The sequence below is a fragment of the Actinomadura rudentiformis genome (assembly GCF_008923185.1).
Lineage (GTDB): Bacteria > Actinomycetota > Actinomycetes > Streptosporangiales > Streptosporangiaceae > Spirillospora > Spirillospora rudentiformis.
On record NZ_WBMT01000001.1, the window covers coordinates 673,624 to 689,875 of the forward strand.

General features: G+C 72.3%; 10 protein-coding genes. 6 read left to right on the forward strand and 4 right to left on the reverse strand.

The genetic code is table 11. The features are described 5' to 3' along the window. Window positions 1-42: 42 nt before the first annotated feature. Window positions 43-606 carry a TetR/AcrR family transcriptional regulator gene (locus tag F8566_RS03230; protein WP_151557712.1) on the forward strand — a complete coding sequence of 188 codons (564 nt, stop codon included), beginning with the start codon at window positions 43-45 and terminating at the stop codon, window positions 604-606. 11 nt (window positions 607-617) lie between these two features. After that, window positions 618-1,013, forward strand: a complete 396-nt coding sequence (locus F8566_RS03235) for a DUF6463 family protein (RefSeq protein ID WP_151557714.1) — start codon at window positions 618-620, stop codon at window positions 1,011-1,013. Here F8566_RS03235 and F8566_RS03240 read toward each other — a convergent pair whose 3' ends face one another. Then, window positions 1,014-2,516, reverse strand: coding sequence for an RtcB family protein (locus F8566_RS03240; RefSeq protein ID WP_151557716.1), 1,503 nt, complete (start codon window positions 2,514-2,516; stop codon window positions 1,014-1,016). It lies immediately after the preceding gene. 146 nt (window positions 2,517-2,662) lie between these two features. Further along, window positions 2,663-3,241, reverse strand: coding sequence for a TetR/AcrR family transcriptional regulator (locus tag F8566_RS03245; protein WP_151557718.1), 579 nt, complete (start codon window positions 3,239-3,241; stop codon window positions 2,663-2,665). Window positions 3,242-3,381: 140 nt separating this feature from the next. Here F8566_RS03245 and F8566_RS03250 point away from each other — a divergent pair, with 140 nt between their 5' ends. Continuing rightward, the gene (locus F8566_RS03250; protein ID WP_151557720.1) at window positions 3,382-6,564 is read left to right on the forward strand and encodes a carboxyl transferase domain-containing protein; all 3,183 of its coding nucleotides are present in this window, start codon (window positions 3,382-3,384) and stop codon (window positions 6,562-6,564) included. Window positions 6,565-6,627: 63 nt separating this feature from the next. Here F8566_RS03250 and katG read toward each other — a convergent pair whose 3' ends face one another. Next, entirely contained in the window at window positions 6,628-8,856 is a 2,229-nt protein-coding gene (gene katG, locus F8566_RS03255; RefSeq protein ID WP_151557722.1) for a catalase/peroxidase HPI, read from the reverse strand. A gap of 50 nt (window positions 8,857-8,906) precedes the next feature. Continuing rightward, the gene (locus tag F8566_RS03260; RefSeq protein WP_151557991.1) at window positions 8,907-9,332 is read right to left on the reverse strand and encodes a Fur family transcriptional regulator; all 426 of its coding nucleotides are present in this window, start codon (window positions 9,330-9,332) and stop codon (window positions 8,907-8,909) included. A gap of 188 nt (window positions 9,333-9,520) precedes the next feature. Here F8566_RS03260 and F8566_RS03265 point away from each other — a divergent pair, with 188 nt between their 5' ends. The 3 genes from F8566_RS03265 to F8566_RS03275 all read left to right on the forward strand — a co-directional run bounded on the left by F8566_RS03265 (window position 9,521) and on the right by F8566_RS03275 (window position 16,246). Continuing rightward, entirely contained in the window at window positions 9,521-10,531 is a 1,011-nt protein-coding gene (locus tag F8566_RS03265) for an NAD(P)-dependent oxidoreductase (RefSeq protein ID WP_151557723.1), read from the forward strand. A 179-nt stretch (window positions 10,532-10,710) separates the two neighbouring features. Then, window positions 10,711-12,081, forward strand: a complete 1,371-nt coding sequence (locus tag F8566_RS03270) for a M28 family peptidase (protein WP_151557725.1) — start codon at window positions 10,711-10,713, stop codon at window positions 12,079-12,081. 304 nt (window positions 12,082-12,385) lie between these two features. After that, window positions 12,386-16,246, forward strand: coding sequence for a Pls/PosA family non-ribosomal peptide synthetase (locus tag F8566_RS03275; RefSeq protein ID WP_151557726.1), 3,861 nt, complete (start codon window positions 12,386-12,388; stop codon window positions 16,244-16,246). Window positions 16,247-16,252: the final 6 nt, after the last annotated feature.

A 16,252-nucleotide genomic window follows, 5' to 3' on the forward strand; every position in this document is an offset into this window, starting at 1 on the left:
GGTATGTTCGGCCCATACCAAACGGTATGGAATGGTGAGGGCATGGCGAGCAGACGAGACTGGCTGGACGCGGGCCTGGCGATCCTGGCGGAGCGGGGCGCCCCGGCGCTCACGATCGAGCGGCTCACCGGGCGGCTCGGGCTGACCAAGGGGTCCTTCTACCACCACTTCAAGGGGATGGGCGGCTACAAGACCGCGCTGCTCGCCCACTTCGAGGCAGAGTCGACGACCCGTTTCATCGAGCTCACCGAGGCGGACCCGCACGCCCCGGCCCTGGCCCGCCTCCAGCGGCTCCTCGACCTGGTCATCGACAAGGACGACCACGGACCCGAACTGGAGGTGGCGGTCCGCGCCTGGGCGCAGCAGGACGCCGAGGTGCGCGAGCTGCAGGAGCGTGTGGACCGCACCAGGATCGACTACCTGCGTGCCCTCTGGCTGGAACTCACCGGCGACCCGGACGAGGCCGCCCGGGTCGCCGATCTCTTCTACATGATCACGATCGGGGCGGAGCACGTCATCCCGCCGCTGGCGAAGGCCGACCTGCGCCGCCTCTTCGAACACGCCCTGCGCCTCGCCGCCGGCGGCCGCGCAGCCGACCCCTCGTAGGAGGACGTCCCATGAGCAATGTCAACCGCCGCGTTCCCCGGCCGGCCAGCATCCCCTGGCTCATCATCGGGATCGCGATCATCCACACCGTCTACGCGTTCGTCGCCCTGGCCGGCACCTGGGGCGACATCGTCCAGGACGGCGTCGTCAACTCGGTCAGCGGCGATCCCGAACGCGAGGCCGCCCTCTGGTTCTTCTACGCGGGCATCGGCTTCATGGCCATCGGCACGTTCGCCCACCGTGCGATCCGCACCACCGGCCGGCTGCCCCTCCAGGTGGGCGTCTACCTGCTCCTGATCGGCGGGACCATGGTCGTCATCCAGCCCGCCTCCGGAGGGTTCCTCGTCCTCGTCGCCGGGCTCCTGGCCTTGGCCGCCGCGCGCCTCACCCCGGCCGATACCCCCTGATCACCCCTTGACGGTGAGGAGGGGGCGGAGCTCGGCGACCGGGTCGGCGACGCCACCCGCCGCCAGGCCGGCGACGACCGGGCCGATGTCCTTGTACGCCCAGGGCGCCTCCTGCTTGAGATCGCGCCGCCACGCCGCCATCACGTCGGACCGCCGCGCCACCACGGGGTCGCGGTGGTCCAGCGGCGTGACCACGCGGAAGTCCCGCAGGAACGCGTCGAGCTCATCGTCACCGGCGCGCGCCGTCGCCCCGCGCGGAACGCGCCGACCGGCGCCGTGGCAGGCGCTCGCGAGCGTGCGCGGATCGCCGTGGCCGCGGAGCACGTAACTCGCCGCCCCCATCGAGCCGGGCACGATCACCGGCTCGCCCCACATCGCGTACGGGCCGCCGGCCGTCTCGGCGAAACCTCCCGCGGGCGTCGCGCCCTTGCGGTGCACGACCCGATCGCCCTCCTGCCAAAAGAGGTTGTGCGGCGCGTCGTACAGCAGGCGCGCCGAAAGCTCGCCGCACTCAGCCGCCAGGCCCGCCCGCATCGTCAGGGAGAGAAAGAACCGGTTGCCGAGTGCGAAATTCGCGGCGTTGCCGAAGGCGTCGAGGTAGGAGCGCCGCGCGGGCTCGGACCGTTCGTTGAGGGGGAACGGCAGGATCCCGTTCCGCGGCCGTGGCAGGCCGGACGGCCAGCCGGCGCGGAGGTGGTCGAGCGCGGTGGCGTTGGCCTGGTGGCCCAGCGACAGCGAGCCGCTGTGCGCCATCACGACGACCGTCCCGGGGGACAGTCCCCAGGCGTGGGCTGCGCGGGCGTCGTGAACGGCCGAGACGTACTGCAATTCGACGAAATGATTGCCTCCGCCGATGCCGCCGATGATGCTGTCGTGGCTCGTGCCGCCCGCGCTGCCGATCCAGTCGGCGAACGCCTCGGCGGTGGCCGCCGGGAAGGCGGGCGCGTGCATCCGGTCGAGGGAGTCGTCGGCGTCCTCCGGCTGAACGCCCGGCCAGCGGGCGTCGCCGGTGAGCAGCAGCCCCGGCAGGCCGTCCCGCAGCAGGGCCTCGCGCTGGGCGGGGGTGAGCGCGATCCGCCGGCCGCCCTCGAAGAACAGATGCCGGAGGCGTCGTTCGAGCGCGTCCAGCCGGGGGCGCACCCGGTCGGCCTGGAGCGAGGTGACCTCCAGCCGCATGCCGCAGTTGATGTCGTTGCCCACCGCCTGGGGCAGCAGCGCGTGCTCGGTCTCCAGGACCGTGCCGATCGGGATCCCCGCGCCCTTGTGGAAGTCAGGTGTCAGGGCGACCCGGGTGATGCGCGCGCCGGGCGCGACCCGGGCGAGCGTGTCGGCGGTCTCCAGGAGGGTGAGCACCTCGTCGACGGCGGCGGGTTCGAGCGGGACCTCGGGGCCGGCGCAGATCTCGACGGGGATGCCCCAGCGGTTGGGGAGGTGGAGCCAGGCGTCGTCGACGCGGACGAGCCGGTGGTCCTGGCGAGCGGGCGCGCTCGGGCGAGAAGACATGATGAAGATCCTTCGGGCTGCTGGAAGCGCGGCGGAGCGCGCGCAGGGAAAGGGAGAAGGGCGGGTGGCTCCCCGCCTGGGCCTCGGGTCAGCAGCCGCGAGGTGAGAGGCGAACGTAGCGCGCGCCGGGCGGGGCGCGCCAGCGGTTATCGGCCTCCGGGGAGGTCCAGATAGCGCGTGACCATGCGGGCGATCAGGTCGGCCACCTGGTCGGGCGGCTCGGTGGGGAGCACGATGTGGCTCATCGTCAGCCGGACCGCCGCCTCGGCGATCTCGCTGAACGCCTCGCGGTCGAGCTCCGGCCACTCCGCCAGCGCGTGCTCGATGATGCGGGTCCGCGCGGTGAACAACACGGGCTCGGCCTGGGTGGTGAGGAGGGGGAGCAGCTCGTCGCCGCCGGCGCCGGTCAGCACCACCTTCGAGATCGGGTCGTCGGCGGACAGCTCCAGCGTGAAGCGCACCGCGGCGGCGACGGCGGAGTAGAGGTCGTCGCTGTGCTCGGTCAGGATCCGGTCGATGCCGTCCACGTACCGGTCGTTGTCGCGCATGACCACCGCCTGGGCCATGCCCCACTTGTCGCCGAACTCGTTGTAGACCGTCTGCCGGCTCACGCCCACGGCGGCGGCGACGTCCTGCATACGCACGCCCCGGTAGCCGCGCTGGACGAGAAGATCGACGGCGGCGTCCAGCAGGGAGTCGCGGAGGGAGGCACGGTCTCCGGGCACGCGAGGCCCTCCCTTCCAGTCGATTCGCCGGTGACCATTATCGTCGGCACATGGTCGATGATGACTGTCTGACACTGAATCGTGCCCTGTGGGACGAGCGCGTACCGGTCCATGTCGCCACGTCCTGATCTGGGAGGGTCATGAACGGCATCCTGGTGGCCAATCGCGGTGAGATCGCCGTCCGGGTGATGCGCGCGGCGGCGGAGCTGGGCGTCAGGACGGTCGGCGTCCACACCCGTGACGACACCGCGGCCCTGCACACGCGGCGTGCCGACGAGGTTCGCGAGCTGCCCGGGGAGGGCGCCGCCGGCTACCTGGACCAGGACTCGATCCTGGCCGCGGCCAAGGACGGTGGCGTCTCCGCGATCCATCCCGGTTACGGGTTCTTGAGCGAGAACGCCTCGTTCGCGGCACGGTGCGCCGGCGCCGGGCTGACGTTCGTCGGACCGCGGCCTGAGTTGCTGGAGCTCTTCGGCGACAAGACCCTTTCCAGGGAGGTCGCCGCCGAGCTCGGCGTGCCGGTGACGCCGGGCACGAGCGGGCCCACCTCGCTGGCCGACGCGCAGGCGTTCGCGGCGGCCCACGGGCCGGTGATGCTGAAGGCGATCGCCGGAGGCGGCGGGCGCGGCATGCGCGTCGTCGAGAGCGCGGCCGAGCTGCCCGAGGCGTACGAACGGTGCCGGTCCGAGGCGTTCGCCGCGTTCGGCAAAGGTGATCTCTACGTCGAACGGTACGCACCACACGCCCGGCACATCGAGGTGCAGATCGTGGGTGACGGCTCCGGTGCCGTCACCCACCTGTGGGAACGCGACTGCAGCGTCCAGCGGCGTCACCAGAAGCTCATCGAGATCGCCCCCGCTCCGTCGCTCAGCGCCGGACTTCGCGACCGCATCCTCGACGCCGCGACGGCGATGGCGGCTCACGTGCGGTACGGGAGCCTCGGCACGTTCGAATTCCTCGTCACCGGCGGGGAGTTCTGGTTTCTGGAGGCCAACCCGCGGTTGCAGGTCGAGCACACCGTCACCGAAGAGATCACCGGTGTCGACCTGGTGAAGACGCAGATCCGCCTGGCGCGGGGTGAGAGCCTCGGCGACCTCGGGCTGGCGCGACCGCCCGCGCCCGCCGGGTGCGCGCTGCAGGTACGGGTCAACACCGAGACGCTGGACCGCGACGGGACGCCCAGGCCGGAAGCGGGCACGCTCACCGCGTTCAGCCCGCCCATGGGGCCCGGCGTGCGCGTCGACACCCACGGCTACACGGGCTACCGGACGAGCCTGAGATACGACCCGCTCCTGGCAAAGGTCATCGTCCGCGCGGAGGACTTCCCGGCCGCCGTGGCCAGGGCGACCGGCGCGCTCAGCGAATTCGAGATCACGGGAGTGGCGACGACCGTGCCCCTGCTCCGGGGGATTCTGCGGCATCCGGCGTTCGCGGACGGCGCGTTCGACACCGGATTCGTGGCCGAGCACCTCGCCGAGCTGCCGACGGCCTCGGAGCGGCCCGCCGGTGCTCCCGCCGCACCCGGCATGGTCGCGGTGGCCGCGCCGCTCCAGGGCACGGTGGTCAGCGTGGACGTGGCCGAGGGCGATCTCGTCCGGGCGGGAGCGCCCGTGGTGGTCCTCGAGGCCATGAAGATGGAGCACGTCGTCCGCGCCGTCGCGTCCGGCGTCGTCCAGGCGCTCGCCGTCACGCCGGGCCAGACCGTCACCGACGGCGCTCCGCTGCTCTTCATCGAACCCGCGGAGACCGACGGCGACCACGCCGACGACGAGGCCGAGATCGACCTGGACGAGATCCGCGGCGACCTCGCCGAGGTGCGGCGGCGCCACGAGATCGGCCTGGACGCGTCCCGCCCCGAGGCCGTCGCGCGGCGGCACGCGCGCGGCCACCGGACCGCCCGGGAGAACATCGGCGACCTCTGCGACCCCGGCACCTTCACCGAGTACGGCGCGCTCGCCATCGCCGCCCAGCGCCAGCGGCGTTCCCTGGAGGACCTCATCGAGCGGACCCCCGCCGACGGCATGGTCTGCGGCGTCGGCGACGTCAACGGGCACCAGTGCGTGGTCATGTCCTACGACTACATGGTGCTGGCCGGGACGCAGGGCTACCAGAACCACCGCAAGACCGACCGGATGCTGGAGATCGCCGAACGCCGCCGCCTGCCCCTCGTCCTGTTCGCCGAGGGCGGCGGAGGACGGCCCGGCGACACCGACACCACCACCGTGTCGGGCCTGGACGTCATGAGCTTCCACGCGATGGGGCGCCTGAGCGGGCTGGTCCCGCTCGTCGGCATCGCGTCCGGCCGCTGCTTCGCCGGGAACGCCGCCCTCCTCGGCTGCTGCGACGTCATCATCGCCACCCGCGACGCCAACATCGGCATGGGCGGGCCCGCGATGATCGAGGGGGGCGGCCTGGGCGTCTTCCGGCCCGAGGAGATCGGCCCGGCCGCGGACCAGGTGCCCAACGGCGTCATCGACATCCTCGTCGAGGACGAGCCCGAGGCCGTGGAGGCGGCCAAGCGCTACCTCTCCTACTTCCAGGGCACGCACCTTCACGACCGGCAAGCGTCGTGGACCTGCGACGACCAGCGGCTCCTCCGCCACGTCATCCCCGAGAACCGGCTCCGCGCCTATGACGTCCGCCGGGCCATCGTGCACCTGGCCGACACCGGTTCGGTGCTCGAACTCCGCCGCGGCTTCGGAGCGGGCGTCATCACCGCCCTCATCCGCGTCGAGGGCCGCCCCTTGGGGCTGATCGCCAACAATCCCGTGCACCTTGGCGGCGCCATCGACCGCGACGCGGCCGACAAGGCGGCCCGCTTCCTCCAGCTCTGCGACGCCCACGGCCTCCCGGTCGTCTCGCTCTGCGACACTCCGGGCTTCATGGTCGGACCCGACGCCGAACGCACCGCCACCGTCCGGCACTTCAGCCGCCTCTTCGTGATCGGCGCCAACCTCCGCGTCCCGATCGTCACGATCGTGCTGCGCAAGGGCTACGGCCTCGGCGCGCAGGCCATGGCGGGCGGCAGTTTCAAGGCGCCGCTCGCGACCCTCGCCTGGCCGACCGGCGAGATCGGCGGCATGGGTCTGGAGGGCGCGGTCCGCCTGGGATTCCGGAAGGAGCTCCAGGCCGCCGAGGATCCCCAGGCCCTCTTCGAGCAGATGGTCGCCGCCGCCTACGAGCACGGGAAGGCCCTCAACGCCGCCTCGGTCTTCGAGCTCGACGACGTCATCGACCCCGCCGACACCCGCCGCTGGATCACCACCGCCCTCGCCGGCGCCGAACTCCCCACGACGCCCCGCCGCTGGATCGACACATGGTGAACGCCGGCGCAGGGATGACCCTGCGCCGACGTTCAGACGGACGTCCTGATCAGCGGAGCGTGATCAGCGGAGGTCGAACCGGTCGAGGTTCATGACCTTGTCCCACGCCGCGACGAAGTCGGTCACGAACTTCTCCTTCGCGTCGTCGCTCGCGTAGACCTCCGCGAGCGCGCGCAGCTCGGAGTTCGAGCCGAAGACGAGGTCGGCGCGGCTGGCGTTCCACTTGACCTGGCCCGTGGCGTCGCGGCCCTCGAACGTGGTCGCGTCCTCCGACGTCGCCTTCCACGTCGTGCCCAGCTCGAGCAGGTTGACGAAGAAGTCGTTGGTCAGCGTCCCGGGGCTCTCGGTGAGGACGCCGAGCGGCGACTGCTGGTAGTTCGCGCCGAGGACGCGCAGGCCGCCGACGAGGACCGTCATCTCCGGGGCGCTCAGGGTCAGCAGGTTCGCCTTGTCGAGCAGCAGGTACTCGGCCGGCAGGCGGTTGGCCTTCCCGAGGTAGTTGCGGAACCCGTCGGCCTTCGGCTCCAGGGCGGCGAACGACTCGGTGTCGGTCTGCTCCTGCGAGGCGTCCACGCGGCCCGGCGTGAAGGGCACCGTCACGTCGTGACCGGCGTCCTTGGCGGCCTTCTCGACGCCGGCGGCGCCGGCGAGGACGATCAGGTCGGCGAGCGAGACCTGCTTGCCGCCGGTCTGCGCGGCGTTGAAGGACTGCTGGATGCCCTCCAGGGTGCGCAGCACCACAGCCAGCCGGTCGGGCTCGTTGACCTCCCACCCGATCTGCGGCTGCAGGCGGATGCGGGCGCCGTTGGCGCCGCCGCGCTTGTCGCTGCCACGGAACGACGACGCCGACGCCCACGCGGTGGACACCAGCTGGGACACCGACAGACCCGAGGCGAGGACCTGCTCCTTGAGGGAGGCGACGTCCTCGGCGTCGATGAGCTCGTGCGTCACGGCGGGCAGCGGGTCCTGCCACAGCAGCGTCTCGGCCGGGACCTCCGGGCCGAGGTAGCGCACGACCGGGCCCATGTCGCGGTGGGTCAGCTTGAACCACGCCTTGGCGAAGGCGTCCGCCAGCTCCTCGGGGTGGTCGAGCCAGCGCCGCGTGATCTGCTCGTAGACCGGGTCGACGCGCATCGAGAGGTCGGTCGTCAGCATCGTCGGGGCGACGCGCTTGGACGGGTCGTGGGCGTCGGGGACGGTCTCCGCTCCGGCGCCGTCCTTCGGCCGCCACTGGTTGGCGCCGGCCGGGCTCTGGAACAGCTCCCACTCGTAGCCGTACAGGGTCTCCAGGAAGCTGTTGTCCCACTGGGTCGGGGTGGGCGTCCAGATGCCCTCCAGGCCACTGGTGATCGCGTCCGCGCCCTTGCCGGTGCCGAAGGTGTTCTTCCAGCCGAAGCCCTGCTCCTCGATCGGGGCGGCCTCGGGGTCGGGTCCGACGTGCTCCGACGGGCCCGCGCCGTGGGTCTTGCCGAACGTGTGACCGCCGACGATCAGGGCGGCCGTCTCCTCGTCGTTCATCGCCATCCGGCGGAACGTCTCACGGATGTCGCGGGCCGCGGCCAGCGGGTCGGGGTTGCCGTTCGGGCCCTCGGGGTTGACGTAGATGAGGCCCATCTGGACCGCGCCCAGCGGCTCCTCGAGCTCCCGGTCGCCGGTGTAGCGCTCGTCGGCGAGCCAGGTGGTCTCCGGACCCCAGTAGACGTCCTCGTCGGCCTCCCAGACGTCCTCACGGCCACCGGCGAAGCCGAAGGTCTCGAAGCCCATGGTCTCCAGCGCGACGTTGCCGGTGAGGATCATGAGGTCGGCCCACGAGATGCTCTGGCCGTACTTCTTCTTGACCGGCCACAGCAGCCGGCGCGCCTTGTCGAGGTTGCCGTTGTCCGGCCAGCTGTTGAGGGGCGCGAAGCGCTGCTGGCCCGCTCCGGCGCCGCCACGGCCGTCGCTGATGCGGTAGGTGCCCGCGCTGTGCCACGCCATCCGGATCATGAACGGGCCGTAGTGGCCGAAGTCGGCCGGCCACCAGTCCTGGGAGGTCGTCAGCACCTCGGCGATGTCGCGCTTGACGGCGTCGAGGTCGAGGTTCTGGAACGCCTCGGCGTAGTCGAACTCCTCGCCGAGCGGGTTGGCCACGGGGGGGTTCTTGGCAAGGATCTTCAGATTGAGCCGCTCCGGCCACCACTGGCGATTTCCGCCACCCTGAGTCGGGTGGGGTGCGCGCCCGTGCGCGACCGGGCAGCCGCCCTCACCTTCCGGCTTCTCGTCGGTGACGATTGCGTCGTGGTTCTCGGTCATGGGAATCCTTCCGGACCAGGGGATCGGAGCTCGGGAACTGCCGGGTGAGCTCAGGAACTGCGGGTGCTCGAACAGTCGGGGCACAGGCCCCAGTAGGTGACCTCGGCCTCGTCGATCGAGAAGCTCTGGTCGTCGGACGCGGTCAGGCAGGGCGCCTCCCCGACCGCGCAGTCGACGTCGGCGACGACACCGCACGACCGGCATACGACGTGGTGGTGGTTGTCCCCGACGCGAGACTCATAGCGGGCCACGGAGCCGGACGGCTGGATGCGGCGCAGCAGCCCCGCGTCCGTCAGCGTGTGCAGCGAGTCGTAGACGGCCTGGTGGGAGACCTTCGGAAGACCCTCGCGCACGGCACGGATGATCAAGTCCGTGTCGGCGTGCGGATTCGCGTACACGGCGCCCAGCACGGCGACCCGAGGGCGGGTCACCCGCAGCGCGGCGCCGCGCAGCAGCTCCTGGAAGTCCGAGGTCATGGCCACGGCAGACAGGTAAGCCCATTTTCTTGAATGAGTCAAGACAAGGGCTCGGAGTGACCCGGACGGGGCTCGCAGGACGGGGCCATGTCCCCCAAAGATCCGATCTCGGTTTCCCCCGGCTTCTATGGGTGAGAAAGGGGACGTCGCGGAGCGAAAGGGGGCGCCGTGGAGCGAAAGGGGAGGGCATGGCGGAGCGGAAAGGGCGGGCGCTGGTGCTCGCGCCCATGCGGGGACCGGGCTGGGAGCTGCTGAACGAGCTGGCGGACGTGGTCTACGAGCCCGCGTACGAACCCGCGGCGGAGCAGCGGCCCTTCCGGCTCCGCCCGGCCGCCGACGTCGCGCGCGGGCTTGCCGAGACCGGCGCCACGATCCTGGTGGCCGAGGCGGACGAGGTCGCCGGGCCGGTGTTCGACCATCCCCTGGAGCTGGTCGCGGTCACCCGGAGCGACCCGGGGAACGTGGACGTCGCGGCGGCGACCGCTCGGGGGATTCCGGTGCTCTGCACCCCCGGGAAGGGTGCGGACGCGGTCGCCGAGCTCACGGTCGCGCTGCTCTTCGCGGTCGCGCGGGGAGTCGTGGCGGCCGACCGGTCGGTACGGGAGGGATCGGTTTACGCCGGGGGAGTCACCCCGTACCAGCGGCACAGGGCGTGGCAACTGGCGGGGCGGACGTTCGGCATCGTGGGCCTGGGCGCGGTCGGCCGGGCCGTGTGGTGGCGGATGGACGGCCTCGGCATGCGGGTCGTCGCGTGCGACCCCTACGCGGAGGGTGCGACGCACAAGCTGCCGGAGCTGCTCAACGTCGCCGATGTGGTGTCGATGCACGCGGCGCTCACCGAGGAGACCCACGGGATGATCGGGGACCGGCAGTTCGAGATCATGAAGGACGGCGCGGTGTTCCTCAACACCGCACGGGCCGAGCTGCACGACACCGGCGCCCTGGCGAGCGCGCTGTCCTCGGGCAGCTTGGCGGGGGCCGGACTCGACTCCGGTGAGCCCTCGCATCCGCTGGCGGGGCTGCCGAACGTGGTGCTGACGCCGCACATAGGCGGGGCGACCTTCGACGCCGAGGCCGACCAGGCGCAGCTCGTGGCCGCCGACATCGAGCGGTTGCGAAGGGGCGAACTACCCCAGCACTGCGTCAATCCCGAGGTCTTCCCAGCGGTTCCAGGCGCCGGGCCGGGGCGATCAAGTTGATCACGTTTCGGTTGCACAGGCGTAGGCGATCTTGCCTGATGAACGGGACATTTCGTAAGTTCACCGCAAACGGGGTGCCCCTGAACGTCCCCGGCAGGTCAGCGTCGACCGTCCCGCCCGTCGATCCGGGTCCGGGTTCGGGCATGCAGGCCTGCCCTTACTCCCCCGGAGGAGACGCCATGTCCGAGGTCAACCGCCGCGACCTGCTGGCCGGAGCCGCGGCCTTCGCGGGCTTCGCCACCGTGGGCCTGCTGCCCGGCACGGCCGCCGCGACGACCCGGCAGCGCCCCGGCGCCGCCCTGCCGCCCTCGCTGACCACCGGCGACAAGGCCGTGGTCGCCCGTGTCGACGCGCGCCGCGCGCTCAAGCACCTGAAGGTGCTCAGCGACGAGATCGGCTGGCGTGTGGCCGGCACCCGAGGCGAGCACCGCGCCGCCCGCTACGCCGCGGGAGTGCTGCGCGACCTGGGCTACAAGGTCCAGCTCCAGCCGCTTCCGGTGCCCGACAAGAACCTCGCCGAGATGCGCGTGGAGGTGAAGGGCCGCCGCGAGCACTGGCAGAGCTGGGCCGTGCTCAACGCCGCCACCGGCCGCGTCAAGGGCGAGGTGGTCGACCTCAAGGACGCCACCGAGGTCACCGCCGACCTGACCGGCAAGATCGCGCTCTTCAACCGGGTCGCCGGCAAGGAGCTCGTCCAGGCCAAGGCCGCCGTCGCCAAGGGCGCCAAGGCCGTCCTGATCCAGAACGTGCGCTCGACCACCTACCCCGAGCGCAAGGCCCAGTCGCTCAACATCGTGTTCGCCGAGTACGTGCCCGTCCCGGTGCTGGTCCTGGCCGAGTACCACGGCACGCAGCTGCGCTCCGGCGTCCGGCGCTTCACCCTCGAGGTCACCAAGCACACCAACCTGACCTCGTACAACGTCATCGCCGACCGCAAGGCCACCTTCCCCAACCCCGAGGGCAAGACGGTCATCGTCAGCGGCCACTACGACAGCGTGCCCGGGTCGCCCGGCGGCAACGACGACGGCAGCGGCACCGTGCTGTCCATGGAGCTGGCGCGGGTGCTGAAGCGCCTGCCCACCCAGCAGAACATCCGGATCTGCCTGTGGGGCGCGGAGGAGCTCGGCCTGGTCGGCGCCCGTTACTACGTGAGCAAGCTCAGCGCCGAGGAGCTCAAGCAGATCACCGGCGTGTTCCAGAACGACATGGTCGCCACCAGCCACCCGCCGGCGGGCACCTACTGGCTGCTGTCGGTGGACGGCAACGCCAACACCACCACGACCGCCGTGCTGGAGGCCGCCAAGCGGCTCGGCTACGTCGGCCAGACCAAGGGCCCGGTCGCCCGCGGTTCGAGCGACCACGAGGCCTTCTTCGAGAAGGGCGTCGCGGCGGGCAACTTCAGCTGGCGCGGTGGCGAGTCCCCGGCCCAGCTGGAGCCGGTCTATCACACGCCCGAGGACACCGTCCGGGGCAACGTCAGCCTCCAGCGGCTCCAGGTGTCGCTGGAACTGATCGGCGCCGCCGCGTACGACGTGGCGCGCCGCCGCTGACCTGAGGTTTCGCGCGCATCCGGTGGCGGGCCCTCCGTCAGGGAGATTCCTGGCGGAGTGCCCGCCACCGTTCGTGTTCGCCCCCATCGAGTAGAGTGTCGAGCTTGTGGCAGGCTGACCGCGGCCGGACGGGAACCGTCCGGGCGGCCGGCGGCTGCGGGGATCGCTGGTATCCCCGGTGGCGCGAGGTGCGCCACCGCTGTGGCCGAGCGGCACGGCCCCCCGGGCATGACCGGGGCGCGACCGAGGGTGCCGCAGTGGGGCGGCCACCGCTGCTTATGTCGCCTCGACACCGGGGGAGAGCTTGCGTCCGATTCTCGCCGACGCGCCTTCGAGCGCCGTGTTCCGCTCGCCTGGTGGCGCACCGCCACCACGCACGCTGCTGGACATCCTCGACGCCACGACGCTGCGGCATCCGTACGCGCCCGCGCTCGACGACGGCGCCACCCGCCTCGACTACGACGGCATGCGCGCCGAGGCCGACCGCATGGCCAAGGAGCTGGAGCAGGCCGGGATCGGCCCCGGCGACCGCGTCGGCGTCCGCGTGCCCTCGGGCACCGTCGACCTGTACGTGGCGATCCTGGGCGTGCTCACCGCCGGCTCCGCCTACGTTCCCGTGGACGCCGACGACCCGGACGAACGAGCCGCGCTGGTCTTCGGCGAAGCCGGAGTCTGCGCCGTCATCGGCGACGGCCGCGCCATCACGATCCTCGGCACGCCCGGCGGCCGCACCGGGCGGCCCGGCCCGGACGACGACGCGTGGATCATCTTCACGTCGGGTTCGACCGGAAAGCCCAAGGGCGTGGCCGTCACCCACCGCAGCGCGGCGGCGTTCGTCGACGCCGAGGCCCGGCTCTTCCCGGCCACCGAGTCCGACCGCGTGCTGGCCGGGCTCTCGGTGGCGTTCGACGCCTCCTGCGAGGAGATGTGGCTCGCCTGGCGGCACGGCGCCTGCCTGGTCCCCGCGCCGCGGTCGCTGGTGCGCACCGGCATGGACCTCGGACCCTGGCTGGCCGGACGTGGCATCACCGTCGTGTCGACCGTGCCCACGCTGGCCGCGCTCTGGCCGGTGGAGACCCTGGACGGCATCCGCCTGCTGATCTTCGGCGGGGAGGCCTGCCCGCCCGAGCTCGCCGCCCGCCTGGCCGTTTCCGGCCGCCAGGTGTGGAACACCTACGGCCCGACCGAGGCCACCGTGGTGGCGTGCGCCGCCCCTCTCGGCGGTGACAGCCCGGTACGGATCGGCCTGCCGCTCGACGGCTGGGACCTCGCGGTCGTGGACTCCGGCGGCGAGCCGGTGCCCTTCGGGGAGACCGGTGAGCTGGTCATCGGCGGTGTCGGCCTGGCCCGCTATCTCGACCCGGCCAAGGACGCCGAGAAGTACGCGCCGCTGCCCGCGCTGGGCTGGGACCGCGCCTACCGCAGCGGCGACCTGGTGCGCGCCGACCCCGAGGGCCTGGTCTTCGTCGGCCGCGCCGACGAGCAGATCAAGCTGGGCGGCCGCCGCATCGAACTCGGCGAGATCGACGCCGCGCTGCAGGCCCTGCCCGGCGTCACCGGCGCCGCGGCCGCCGTGCGCGCGACCGGGGCCGGGCACCAGCTCCTCGTCGGCTATCTCGTTCCGGGCGAGGACTTCGACGAGGCGACGGCGCGCGAACGCCTGCGGGAGGCACTGCCCGCTTCGCTGATCCCGCGGCTCGCACGTGTCGAGACACTGCCCACCCGTACCTCCGGCAAGGTCGATCGCGACGCGCTGCCATGGCCGCTGCCCGGCAGCGGCGATGCCGACACGGCCGGGTCCGCGGCGCCCATGACCGGCGCGGAGCAATGGCTGGCCGCACGCTGGGCGGAGATCCTCGGCGATGCCCCTGGCGGCCCCGACGCCGACTTCTTCGCCCTCGGCGGCAGCAGCCTGGGCGCGGCGCAGCTCGTGTCCGCCCTGCGTCCGCACCATCCGTCGGTGGCGGTCGGCGACATCTACGAGCACCCCTCACTCCGCGCGCTCGCCGGTCATCTCGGTGCGACCGAGGTCGAGGACGCGTCCGAAAGCGCCGTCTCCGACCGGACGGTCAGGCCCATGCCGAGGCGTGCCGCGCTGCGCCAGACCCTGCTGATGATCCCGCTGCTCACGCTCGGCACGATGCGCTGGGTGGTCGGCCTCGCCGCGTTCAACAACGTAGTGGGCCTGCCGTGGACGCCGGCGGTGTCCTGGTGGTGGGTGCTCGCAGGCGGGCTGCTGTTCGTGACGCCCGCCGGGCGGATGTGCCTGTCGGCAGCCGGGGCACGGCTGCTCCTGCGCGGCGTCGAGCCCGGCGACCACCCGCGCGGCGGATCCGTGCACCTGCGGCTCTGGACCGCCGAGCAGCTCGCCGCGCGGCTCGGCGCCGCGGAGTTGTCAGGTGCGCCGTGGTTCACGCTGTACGCCCGCGCGCTCGGCGCCCAGATCGGCCCCGGCGTCGACCTGCACTCACCGCCACCCATCACCGGGATGCTCAGGGTCGGGCGCAACGCCGCGATCGATCCCGAGGTGGATCTGAGCGGCCACTGGCTGGACGGCGACCTGCTGCGGATCGGTGAGATCCGCGTCGGCCCCGGCGCCACGGTCGGCGCCCGCGCCGTGCTGTTCCCCGGCACCCGGATCGGTAAGAACGCGCGCGTGGCGGCCGGTTCGGCGGTGACCGGCCGGGTCCCCGCCGGGCAGCGCTGGGCCGGTGCGCCCGCCGTGCGCAGGGGCAAGGCGCGTCCCCATGAGGGCGAGCCGCCGGCGCGGCGGCGCCGGTGGGCGGCGCTGTACGGCACGTCCGCGCTGCTGCTGAGCATGCTCCCGCTGATCGCGGCGGTCCCCGGGTTGGCCGTGCTCGGCGCGTTCGTACGCGGCACGACAACGCTGGGTGAGGCGCTCACGGCCGCGCTCGCCGGTGTGCCCCTCGCCACCCTCGCGGGCATGGGAACCTTCGCGCTCGCCACTCTGGTGTCGGTCCGGCTGCTCTCCCTCGGGCTGCACGAGGGCGACCATCCCGTGCACAGCCGCCAGGCCTGGCAGGTGTGGGCGACCAGCAGGTTGATGGGAATGGCGCGCGTGTGGTTGTTCCCGCTGTACGCCAGCATCCTCACGCCCGCCTGGCTGCGCGCCTTGGGGATGAAGGTCGGCCGGGACGTCGAGCTGTCCACGGTGCTGGCCCTGCCCTCCATGACCACGGTCAACGACGGCGCGTTCCTCGCCGACGACACGATGGTGGCGCCCTACGAGCTGGGCGGCGGCCGGATGCGGATCGCCCGGGCCCGCATCGGCAAGCGTGCGTTCCTCGGCAACTCCGGGATGACCGCCCCCGGCCGCAAGGTGCCCAAGGGCGGGCTGATCGGCGTCCTGTCGGCCGCTCCCAAAAAGGCCAAGGCCGGGTCTTCCTACTTGGGCATGCCGCCGGTCAAGCTGCACCGCACGGTCGGCGCGGGCGACCAATCCCGTACCTACCGGCCGCCGCAGAGGCTCAAGGCCGCGCGTGCCGCCGTGGAGCTCTGCCGGATCATTCCCGCCATGCTCACGGTCGCCGTCGGCGTGCTGGCCGTGGCCGCCTTGGAATGGCTCGCGGGCTCGTACGGGTTCGGAGCCGCCGCCCTGCTCGGCGGCGCGGTGGCCATCGCCGCCGGAGTGCTCGCGGCCACGATGGCGACGGCGGCCAAGTGGGCCGTGGTCGGCCGGATCAAGGCCGGTGAGCGGCCGCTGTGGAGCTCGTTCGTCTGGCGCAACGAGCTGGCCGACAACTTCGTCGAGGTGCTCGCCGCCCCCTGGTTCGCCGAACCGTGGCTCGGCACCGCGCCATTGAACCTCTGGCTCCGCTCGCTCGGCGCCCGCATTGGCCGCGGTGTCTGGTGCGGCACGTACTGGCTGCCCGAGGCCGACCTCGTGCGGCTCGGCGACGGCGCCACCGTCAACCAGGGCTGTGTCCTGCAGACTCACCTCTTCCATGACCGGATCATGAGCATCGACACGGTCGTGCTGGACCGGGGTGCGACGCTAGGCTCGAACGGTGTCGTCCTCCCTGCTGCGCGCCTCGGGGCGGACACCACGGTCGGACCCGCGTCCCTGGTGATGCGCGGCGAGCAGCTGCCCGCCGGCACCCGGTGGCTCGGCAACCCGATCGCCGCATGGCCTGGCGCGCGCTGAGGAGAG

Bases quoted from the DNA above. Each gene is read 5' to 3' on its own strand.
- F8566_RS03240 (WP_151557716.1), bottom strand. From the start codon at position 2,516: ATGTCTTCTCGCCCGAGCGCGCCCGCTCGCCAGGACCACCGGCTCGTC.
- katG (WP_151557722.1), bottom strand. From the start codon at position 8,856: ATGACCGAGAACCACGACGCAATCGTCACCGACGAGAAGCCGGAAGGT.
- F8566_RS03265 (WP_151557723.1), top strand. From the start codon at position 9,521: ATGGCGGAGCGGAAAGGGCGGGCGCTGGTGCTCGCGCCCATGCGGGGA.
- F8566_RS03260 (WP_151557991.1), bottom strand. From the start codon at position 9,332: ATGACCTCGGACTTCCAGGAGCTGCTGCGCGGCGCCGCGCTGCGGGTG.
- F8566_RS03235 (WP_151557714.1), top strand. From the start codon at position 618: ATGAGCAATGTCAACCGCCGCGTTCCCCGGCCGGCCAGCATCCCCTGG.
- F8566_RS03250 (WP_151557720.1), top strand. From the start codon at position 3,382: ATGAACGGCATCCTGGTGGCCAATCGCGGTGAGATCGCCGTCCGGGTG.
- F8566_RS03270 (WP_151557725.1), top strand. From the start codon at position 10,711: ATGTCCGAGGTCAACCGCCGCGACCTGCTGGCCGGAGCCGCGGCCTTC.
- F8566_RS03230 (WP_151557712.1), top strand. From the start codon at position 43: ATGGCGAGCAGACGAGACTGGCTGGACGCGGGCCTGGCGATCCTGGCG.